This is a genomic window from Bartonella sp. AC10YNML, from assembly GCF_042196825.1.
Classification (GTDB): Bacteria; Pseudomonadota; Alphaproteobacteria; order Rhizobiales; family Rhizobiaceae; genus Bartonella.
The window spans coordinates 1-7,538 of record NZ_JBHIRA010000032.1 but is presented as its reverse complement, the minus strand read 5'-3'; the positions used below and the strand labels follow the sequence as shown (position 1 = coordinate 7,538).

General features: G+C 44.9%; 7 protein-coding genes. All 7 read right to left on the bottom strand.

The genetic code is table 11. The features are described 5' to 3' along the window. Nucleotides 1-297, bottom strand: a 297-nt coding sequence (locus ACFINA_RS09145) for a lysozyme (RefSeq protein WP_375615471.1), incomplete at its 3' end; no start/stop codon positions are given. Nucleotides 298-360: 63 nt separating this feature from the next. Next, nucleotides 361-690, bottom strand: coding sequence for a hypothetical protein (locus tag ACFINA_RS09140; RefSeq protein ID WP_375615470.1), 330 nt, complete (start codon nucleotides 688-690; stop codon nucleotides 361-363). A gap of 9 nt (nucleotides 691-699) precedes the next feature. Then, complete coding sequence (locus ACFINA_RS09135) at nucleotides 700-4,695, bottom strand: hypothetical protein (RefSeq protein WP_375615469.1); 3,996 nt, start codon at nucleotides 4,693-4,695, stop codon at nucleotides 700-702. 17 nt (nucleotides 4,696-4,712) lie between these two features. Further along, nucleotides 4,713-4,946 (bottom strand): hypothetical protein, encoded by a 234-nt coding sequence (locus ACFINA_RS09130; protein WP_375615468.1) that lies wholly within the window; start codon nucleotides 4,944-4,946, stop codon nucleotides 4,713-4,715. A 9-nt stretch (nucleotides 4,947-4,955) separates the two neighbouring features. Further along, nucleotides 4,956-6,089 (bottom strand): phage tail protein, encoded by a 1,134-nt coding sequence (locus ACFINA_RS09125; RefSeq protein WP_375615467.1) that lies wholly within the window; start codon nucleotides 6,087-6,089, stop codon nucleotides 4,956-4,958. A gap of 7 nt (nucleotides 6,090-6,096) precedes the next feature. Next, entirely contained in the window at nucleotides 6,097-7,110 is a 1,014-nt protein-coding gene (locus ACFINA_RS09120) for a phage tail protein (protein ID WP_375607492.1), read from the bottom strand. Between the two features lie 8 nt (nucleotides 7,111-7,118). Beyond that, nucleotides 7,119-7,538, bottom strand: a 420-nt coding sequence (locus ACFINA_RS09115; RefSeq protein ID WP_375615466.1) for a phage tail protein, incomplete at its 5' end; no start/stop codon positions are given.

The window sequence follows — 7,538 nt, the reverse complement described above, 5'->3', positions numbered from 1 at the left end:
AAAAGCAGCTGTTCCTACATTATAGCAAAATGAGACCAATGCCGCGAATTGGCAATCCGTTAACGAAACCGTCACCGATTCCTCTACCGTCTGCTCAAATTGCTTTAAGTCTTCACAAAGGATTTCTTCTGCTTGCTTTTGCGTAATACGCATGCCTTTTTTGACAAGGGGGTGACCCGCATTGCTGGTGTGACCATAACCAATCGTCCAGATACATGCCGTGTCTCTATATGCCTCTAAACGCAAACCTTCCCATTGTTTGATAAGCTCTAATCCTTCTTGCGATATCTTTCTCATCTGACGCTCCATAAAAAAAGCCCCACAAAAGTGGAGCCGGATAAAAATGTTTTCTTATGATCTCTATTGACTATGCTCTTTGATCAGCTGCTCGACTTCTTCAACACGAAAGCCAAGTTGAAAGAGCGGCGCATATTCACTTTCCTGTAATTCATACTGACAACGCTTTTCTACAAAATCACCATTTGAATCAAACGGTATTTCTGTTGTTCGACAAACCTTATGCGTATCATCTTCTACCCCCTCTTCCCCTTCACTGAGTTCTTTGACAAAAAACCAATAAAAACGCGTTGTCAAAAGCATCTCTAGCCTTCTTACTGTTTCAACTTTGTCAAAAGAAAGCATGTTCAGATAATCTTCTTTGCTATTTAAATGTTCTGGATATTCTATCATCTCTCCCTCCTAAACAAAATGACGCGTATGGCTACATCCACGCGCCGCAACTTGTTCATTTCCACCATTGACGATCATGGCGGCTCGAGTAAAACGCCCATTATCCGTTGTATTACTCCAGCTACCACCCCCTAACAATGCTCTCATTTCAAACGTATTTTGCGTACGGCTTATGGGTATAGGAAACGTGCCCGATAAAAATTGCCAAACATAACCGCAACCATCCTCACAACCGATATGCGAGATCATTCGACGATTCGCCGTATCCTTATATCCACCTGAAACCTTAGAGGTTGGTTCTTTCTTGCCAACAATATGTGTCTTTTCATTGCTTCCATACATAGCAGAAGCAAACGCTTCATCACTCAGTAAAGATTTTTTAACACGCGCCATATCTGTTACATGTTCGGTATAATTACGGTTTGTTGTTATATTGGTACGATACATTGATTTCGTATTTTCACCCGTCCCTGATTGAAGATAAATATCAACCCAAAGATCTTGCAAAGGATCATAAACCATACCTTCTGGTGAACTATGCGGACGGTGATTGAGACACCAAACTGAATTGGGTAAAATATCCCCTGCTCTATAACCAGACAATGAATGACCGGAAATCGTACCAACATCCGCACAGAGCGTATGGAACCCTCCTATCTTTCGCGAATTACTCACTGTGTAATTCCTTGGATACGTAGAGTTTTCTGATAAAACAAATTTATGAGACTGTCCTCCATCAGAAACCAAATAAACATAATAATCCTTCCCCGCCGAAATAGAAGAAACGTTTATTATTGTATCTGCCGTATAACTTGCAACCAAAGTATCATTGCCTAATGCCAAGGTTATACGCGTTCCTTTCTTCAATGTGAGTTGTTTTTTCCCTGTCGCAACAAGAAAAGGGGTGGAAATTGAAAAAACCGTTAAATTGGACTGTTTCAGTAAATTGTTTACCTCTTCCGCTAGCGCTTTTGCCTGTGAAGCTACTGTATGGGCTGTTGTTGCCGTTGCTAGGGAATTCTTGATACCTCCAAGCTCTTGTTTCGTCGTATCGGCTGTTTTTTTGGCTTCTTCTGCTGTCCTTTTCGCTCTATCGGCTACTTCTTTGGCTTTTTCGGCTTCGCTCTTGGCTTGATAGGCTTGTGAATCTGCCGACGCGGCTTTTTTCTTGGCTTCTTCGCCTGCCGTTTCTGCTAAACTTGCTGTAAGCTTAGCACTATCTGCTGTTTCATTCGCTTTGTGGGCTTTATTCCACGCTGCATTCGCTGTGCTTTTTGCATTTTCCACCTCACTACGCGCTTGCGTCGCATCATGTCTTGCATAACCAGCAGACTCCTTGGCTTCCTTGGCTATTTTTTGTGCCTCTTCCGCTTCTTCTTCTAAAGACGCGGCTTTCTTACCCGCTGTTTCGGCTGCCCTCTGCGCCTCTCCTGCTATATATTTTGCATTACTCGCTATTTCCTTGGCTTTTTCTACTTCATTCTTGGCTTCATACGCTCGGTCATCGGCTTTCTCTGCTATTTTCTTGGCTTCTTCACCTGCCATTTCTGCTAATCTGGCTATAGTCTTAGCGTTATTGGCTGCTTCATTCGCGTCGTAAGCTTTACTCCACGCTTCATTCGCTGTGCTTTTTACTTTTTCCACCTCACTACGCGCTTGCTCCGCATCATGGTTAGCATAACCTGCTGTCTGTTTGGCTTCTTTTGCTATTTTTTGTGCTTCTTCTGCGGCTGCTTCTAAAGACGCGGCTTTTTTACCCGCTGTTTCTGCCGCTTTCTGTGCTTGTTCTGCTGTATATTTTGCACTATTAGCTATTTCCTTGGCTTTCTCTACTTCACCCTTAGCTTCATACGCGTAGTTATTGGCTTTCTCCGCTATTTTCTTGGCTTCTTCACCTGCTGTTTCCGCTAATCTTGCTATAACCTTGGCGTCCTTCGCTGTTTCATTCGCGCTGTGGGAATTACTCCACGCTTCATGAGCTTTGTTGTCTGCTGCTTCGGCTTTTTTCTTGGCTTCGTCTGAATACATCCGCGCTAAACTTGCTATAGTCTTAGCGTCACCTGCTACTTCCTGCGCTTTATTGGCATTACTCCATCCTTCATGAGCTGTACTTTTTGCCTTTTCTACCTCACTACGCGCTTGCTCCGCATCATGTTTGGCATAACCTGCTGTCTGTTTGGCTTCTTTTGCTATCTTTTCAGCTTCACCCGCTACTGTCTCTACCTGTGATGCCTTCTTTTGTGCTCCATCAGCTACCTTCTTTGCCTCTTCGGCTATAGACTTCGCACTACCTGCTACTTGTTTTAGACCATCCAAAGCACCTTTCGTTTCTTCTGCTACCTTCTCTGCTGCTTCCGCTTTACTCTTTGCTGCTGTAGCTATACCCTTCAACGCCTCCACACTCGCTTCACCTGCCGTTTCTCCTGAACGCACCGATGCTTCTGCTGCTACCTTCGCTTCGTTGGCTATTCGTGTTGCTTCTGTTGCACTCTGTTGCGCTTGATCGGCTTTCGTCTGTGCACTATCCAACGCACTTTTGGCTTCTAAAGCTGTCGCTTTGGCGCTCCTTGCTTCTTCTTTTGCTTCTTCTGATAAGCTTTTTGCACTAGAGGCGGTTTGACTTGCTTGTTCACTCGTGGATTTCGCTTCAGTCGCAACAGTCTCTAAATTTTCTGCTTTAGATTTCGCATCGCTAGCCTCTTTTACAGCTTGCTCTACTTTCGCTGTCGCCTTATCAACGGCGCTTTTCGCTTCCTCCGCCAAACCCTTCGCCTCAGATGCCGTACTCTTAGCTTCTCTTGCTTCTGTTAATGCTGTAGTCGCTGTAGATTTTGCTTCATTCGCAACTGCCTCTACACTTTCGGCTTTAGCCTTTGCTGTTTCTGCTGTCTCCTGTGATGCTGCTGCCAACCGTTTTGCTTCTTCTGATAATGTTTTAGCTGCCTCAGCACTCCCTTTCGCATCATTGGCTATACTAGATGCCCCGCCCGCTGTTGTTTTCGCAGAAGTCGCTTCTCTTAATGCCTGTTCTGATGCCTTTTGCGCCTCTGTAGATGCCGTATTCGCTTTTTCCGCTAAACCTTTCGCCTCTTCTGACGTGCTTACAGCTGCCTCTGATTGTGATTTGGCTTCTCTTGAAGCTGTTAATGCTGTCTCTACTCCCGCTTGTACTTGTGAGGCTGTTTTTGTGAGTTCTGTAACAGAAGATGTCGCACCTTCTGATAACTCTTTTGCTTGTTCTGCAATATCCTTGGCATCATCGGCTGCCTGTTTGGCTCCATCTGCCTTTAGACTTGCTTGCATGGCTACAGTCTTAACTTCATGACACGTTGCTACCGCCGTCGCTGCTACTTGCGTCGTCTCTGTTGCTGTTTGTGAAGCTTCTCTTGCTGTTTGTTCTGCACGCGTTGCAATGGTCTTCGATTCATCGGCTAACCTCTTGGCTTCGGTCGATAAATTAACAGCATTCTCACTGCTCTGTTTGACCTCTTCAAAACGTTGTAATGCCGTAGCCAATGAACCTTTCGTACTATTGATTTCCCCTGAGGCTCTATCGACTGCTGCTTTTGTCTCTTCTGCCATGCGCTTCGCTGCATCAGAAGTATTCTTGGCTTCTTCTGCTAAGCCATTGGCTGTATCCGCTGTCTCTTTCGCAAGGCTAGCCGTTGTCGTCGCTGCTTTAGCTTCTTCCTTCGCTTCATGAGACGTCGTAAGCGCTGTTGTCGCTGTTTGAACTGTTTTCGTCACTTCGCTAAGCGCTTGTTCCGAAACCCTCTTCGATTCTTCTGCAACCTGTTGCGCACCATTCGCACGCGACATGGCTTTTTCTGCTTCTTGACGTGCATTAACAACCTGCTCTAACGGCGCAAAGGTTTCATACGAATACAAAGAGGCCGTCCCTAAAAGCTTCGGAACAACAACGCTGTCTTGCGAAGTCCCTTCTCTGATTTCCTCTTTCGTTGCAACAGGTATCAAATATTCATGTTCATGATCGGGTATCTTCATCTGTTTTATTCCTTCATTCAGAGGGCTTCATCCAATGAACACTCTTTCAAATCTTCAAGCTCTTCGCTTAACGCCTCTAAGCGCTTCTCTAAATCTTTCAGTGAACCATCAAGCTCTGTTTTCAAAGCGGCTTTCAGTAAATCAAAAACCCCAGTAAGCGGCGCATGCACAAAACCTCCCCCCGAATACAAAACAACCCGTACTTGAGACGGGTCGCTAAGCTCTGATATTGCAAACGGTTTTAATGACATTTCAACTCCTCATGTCTTGATCCCATAAATTACACTCACATTAACGGGGCGCGTTTCAACACCACCAACCCTCTCTGCCATGAGATGATGTTCATGATGCTCTCTGTCATTCAGACCGTCTGTTATAGGCGTTGAATAATATAAAAAATTAGCAAAGGGACTCCTGATAAACCAAGGTAAACGCGGCGGCTTGTCTTTTTCTGTAAACCAAAAGGGAGTCTCTACCTGTGGACTTCCTGCTATTTGGTCAAATTCTTGATTACACTTGTCCAAAGCATCCCCACTCAAACCTACACACTCTTCGTCTATAGCTCTCTTGCGCCTTGTCACGCCCGCTTCAGTAGAAGAAATATCCCGTTTCTTTCGAGAAGAAAGACCTTCTGATGACGCGGGACCTATAAAATGTTCATGCGCTTTTAAAGAACAGGGTTGTATACTTGCAAAAGAACGCCAAGGGTCTAAATTGCGTTCATTATCAAGTCCCCGTAAAAACATTCCTCGAAAATCGGGAACATTAAACGTCGTGGCGCCATCCCCTTCTCCCCACGTCGTCCCTATTACTTCAAACAAGGCTCTATACGTTCTTCGCGAATAAGCCTTCCCATCACATGGCAACCAACCATCTGGCAAGCGCTCCATTGCAAACGGTCCTATCAGACCGGAAGGTAAACGTTTTAAGGAAGAAACTTTGCCCCTTGTCGGATTGAGAATTTGCCAACCAGTTATATCTTCATCGTAAATAACGGTATAAAGACAGCCATCTTGTATCTCTCCTCCCGATAAGGCTAATAAACCGGTTTCTGTCGCCTTATAAACGGGCTTACCAGCTAAATTATTTAAAGCAATTGTTGTCGCCCCAACATTCTTGCCCTTCGCTTTAAAACAAACCGATATGCCATTCTTATACTCTAAAAATGCCGATTGGCTTAGAAGCCTTATCACGCTCGTCTTTTGGTTATTATCAACCGTCACAATCCCTTCAAGCACACCCCCCGTATCCGATAAATACTCACTTACCCGTTGCATCATAAAACGAGCGCTATTATTAACCGTGTTAGGGTGCTGTCCCTCTGACCAATTAATTAAAGCATCAGCACCACCATTCTCAGATGCCGTTAAAGACCAATCATAAATTGTGGACATCTAAACCTCACATCTTGATTCCAAACACAACACTCATATTAATCGGGCGCGTCTCACTTACACCTGAACTTGCCAATGCAACATCGCGCATATGAAGGTGGGAATGGGGAAAGGCGAGCTTATGGTGCACGCGTATATCCTCTGCCCTCACGCCCAAACGTTCAGCAAGCTTCAACCTTTGCTGGTCATTCAACACATATCCCCAGATGATCGTCATATCACCATGCCAACTCTCTTCCTGATTTTCATCATTCAAAATCGTAAAGGATTGACCCCCATGGTCATGCTTTCTCATTGCGTCATTTTGTAAAGTGCCAAGATAACGAAAGCGGTCTATCTCGCGGTCATCATCAACACCTCGTAAAAAAACACCACGCAAATCGGGAACATTAAACTTCGTCCAACTATCAGCGCCTCCCCACCTGATCCCTATCGCTTCATAAAGAGCAGGATAATCACTACGCAAATAAGCCTTCCCATCACAAGGCAACCAGCCATCTGGCAAAACTTGCATCCCAAAAATCCCTATCGTCCCTGGTGGATAAACGGGAATAACCGGCTCTTGTGATAAAGAGAGAGGCGTAGGATTTAAAACTTGCCAAGCATGATCCCTATAAACCAAGCTATAAATGCATCCCCTTTGAAGCTCGCCCCCAGATAAAACACGAATGCCTAATTCCGTCGCCTTGTAAACAGGTTTAGCCGCCAAATCATTCAAGGCAATTGCGGTTTCCCCAACATTCTTGCTCTTCGCTTTAAAACAAATTGATATCCCATTCTTATACTCTAAAAATTGCGATTGGCTTTGAAGTCTTATCAACGTCGTCTGGTGTTCAGTATCAACCGTAAAAGTGCTTTCAATCACACCACTCGTATCCGATAAATATTCACGCACACGCTGCATCATCACACGAGCACTATTATTCAGACTACTAGGACGTTGTCCTTTTGACCAATCAATCAAATCATCACAATAGGCATTCAAGGAGGCATTTAAAGACCAATCATAGATCGTCGACATCTTACACCTCATGTCTTAATCGCAAACAGAACACTCACATTTACTGGACGCGTCTCGCCTTCACCAGTGCTCTCCAAAACAACCTCTTGGTTCTCATCAAGAGTATGAGAACTTACAATGTAGCCCCCTAAATTCTCACGCTCTATGCCCATAAAATTCGCTAGAGAGCTCCCCCCAAACAAGCCTAGACGATAGCCCAACACATCCGTCGTATTCCCATCCCAAAAGTTTTCGTTGCTGGTAAAATGAGACATCGAAAGGCTCTGTCCTTGATGTTGATGCGACTCGATTAAATCTGTTTGCACACTTGCAAAAGAACGCCCCTCATCAATATTGCGCCCTCCATCAAGCCCCCGTAAAAACATTCCTCGAAAATCGGGAACATTAAATGTCGTGGCGCCATCACCCACGCCCCAAACCGTTCCTAT

Excerpts from the sequence above, each read along its gene's own strand:
- ACFINA_RS09140 (WP_375615470.1), bottom strand. The coding sequence starts at position 690 with ATGATAGAATATCCAGAACATTTAAATAGCAAAGAAGATTATCTGAAC.
- ACFINA_RS09135 (WP_375615469.1), bottom strand. The coding sequence starts at position 4,695 with ATGAAGATACCCGATCATGAACATGAATATTTGATACCTGTTGCAACG.
- ACFINA_RS09130 (WP_375615468.1), bottom strand. The coding sequence starts at position 4,946 with ATGTCATTAAAACCGTTTGCAATATCAGAGCTTAGCGACCCGTCTCAA.
- ACFINA_RS09125 (WP_375615467.1), bottom strand. The coding sequence starts at position 6,089 with ATGTCCACAATTTATGATTGGTCTTTAACGGCATCTGAGAATGGTGGT.
- ACFINA_RS09120 (WP_375607492.1), bottom strand. The coding sequence starts at position 7,110 with ATGTCGACGATCTATGATTGGTCTTTAAATGCCTCCTTGAATGCCTAT.